The organism is Flavobacterium sp. UBA4854, assembly GCF_002399805.1.
Classification (GTDB): domain Bacteria; phylum Bacteroidota; class Bacteroidia; order Flavobacteriales; family Flavobacteriaceae; genus Flavobacterium; species Flavobacterium ginsengisoli.
This window is the reverse complement of the sequence record NZ_DHEI01000131.1, coordinates 1-1,526: the sequence shown is the minus strand read 5'-3', so window position 1 is coordinate 1,526 and position 1,526 is coordinate 1. Positions and strand designations below refer to the sequence as shown.

Sequence of the window (1,526 nt, the reverse complement as noted above, 5' to 3'; positions counted from 1 at the left end):
TTAATCGGACATAGTATGGGTGGCGCTTTAGCACTTGCACTTGCTGCCGATTACCCAGATTTGATTAGCAAAATTGTGGTTGTAGATGCTGTTCCTTGTCTAGCCGCGATAAACGATCCAGCTTTCAAATCAAAAATGAATAACGATTGTTCTGCGACTGTAAACCAAATGACAGGAATGACCAATGATCAGTTTTATGATATGCAAAAAAAGACAATGCCAAGCCTTTTAGCTGATACGACTAAGCTTGATATGGTGGTGGATTGGAGTGTGAAATCAGATCGAACAACTTTTGGTCAAATGTATTGTGACTTTTTCAATATTGATTTAAGAGAAAGAATAGCACAGATTAAATGTCCAGCATTAATTTTGTTAGAATCTTATTTTATAAATTTAAAACCAGCAATTGAAGGTCAGTATCGAAATTTAAAAACGGCTAATTTTCAATATGCCACAACGGGTCTTCATTTTATTATGTACGATGACACGGCTTGGTATTTAGGGCAGTTAAGTACTTTTTTAAAACAGTAAGAATGGAATTTGAACAAATCTACAATACGTATTGGGATCGAATTTTTAGACTATGCATGGGTTTCGTAAACGATTACGATGCCGCCCAAGATTTGACTCAGGAGACGTTTATAATTGTTTGGCAAAAACTGGAAACTTTTAGAAATGAATCAACAATCGGGACTTGGATTTTTAGAATTGCTTCTAATAATTGCCTGAGACAAATAGAGAAGCAAAAGCGTTTCCCGAAATCCGAACTTCCGATTCATCTTTCAGAAGAGAAACAACATTCAATCGAGCCACAGATTCAATTTTTGTATAAATGTATCGCCGAGCTTCCAGAAACCGATCGTATCATCATTTCGTTAGAATTGGAAGATATCAAACAAACGGAAATTGCTAAAATCGTCGGACTTTCTGAAGCCAATGTTAGAGTGAAAATTCACAGAATAAAAGAAAAACTGACTCAAAAATTTAAAGAAAATGAACAACGATAGCAATATAGATTTTAAAGATTTATGGAAAAAACAATCCATAAGCCAGCCAGATATGAGCGATTTGCTCACGAGATTAAGCAAGTTTAAAAAAACGGCTTTGCGCTGTTTATGGATGACTAACATCATGCTTTTGGCAACATGTGCGATTATAATTTTTATCTGGATATTTTTTCAGCCTCAGTTCATCTCTACTAAAATAGGAATTGTGCTTACTATTCTCGCGATGGTCGTTTACGTATTTGTCTATAATAAATTATTGAGCGATTATAAAAACATTGATTCTACTCAAACCAATCAGGAATATCTTCAAAAACTGATTTCGATAAAAAAGAAACAACAGTTTTTGCAAACCAAAATGATGAGTTTTTACTTTATTGTACTTACACTCGGCCTTTGTTTGTATCTGTATGAATATGCGAGCAAAATGAATTTTATAGGAGCAAGCCTCATGTACGGATTTACATTGTTTTGGATGCTTTTTAATTGGTTTTACCTTCGTCCGAAACAAGTCAAAAAACA

3 protein-coding genes are annotated in these 1,526 nt (G+C 34.3%); all 3 read left to right on the top strand.

The genetic code is table 11. The features are described 5' to 3' along the window. Window positions 1–531: alpha/beta fold hydrolase (locus B3J44_RS18825; protein WP_286970463.1), on the top strand; the 531-nt coding region annotated here is incomplete at its 5' end. Between the two features lie 2 nt (window positions 532–533). Next, the gene (locus B3J44_RS18820) at window positions 534–1,007 is read left to right on the top strand and encodes an RNA polymerase sigma factor (RefSeq protein WP_198855433.1); all 474 of its coding nucleotides are present in this window, start codon (window positions 534–536) and stop codon (window positions 1,005–1,007) included. Next, window positions 994–1,526 (top strand): hypothetical protein (locus tag B3J44_RS18815; RefSeq protein ID WP_286970455.1); only part of this gene is annotated, 533 nt, incomplete at its 3' end. The genes B3J44_RS18820 and B3J44_RS18815, both read left to right, overlap by 14 nt.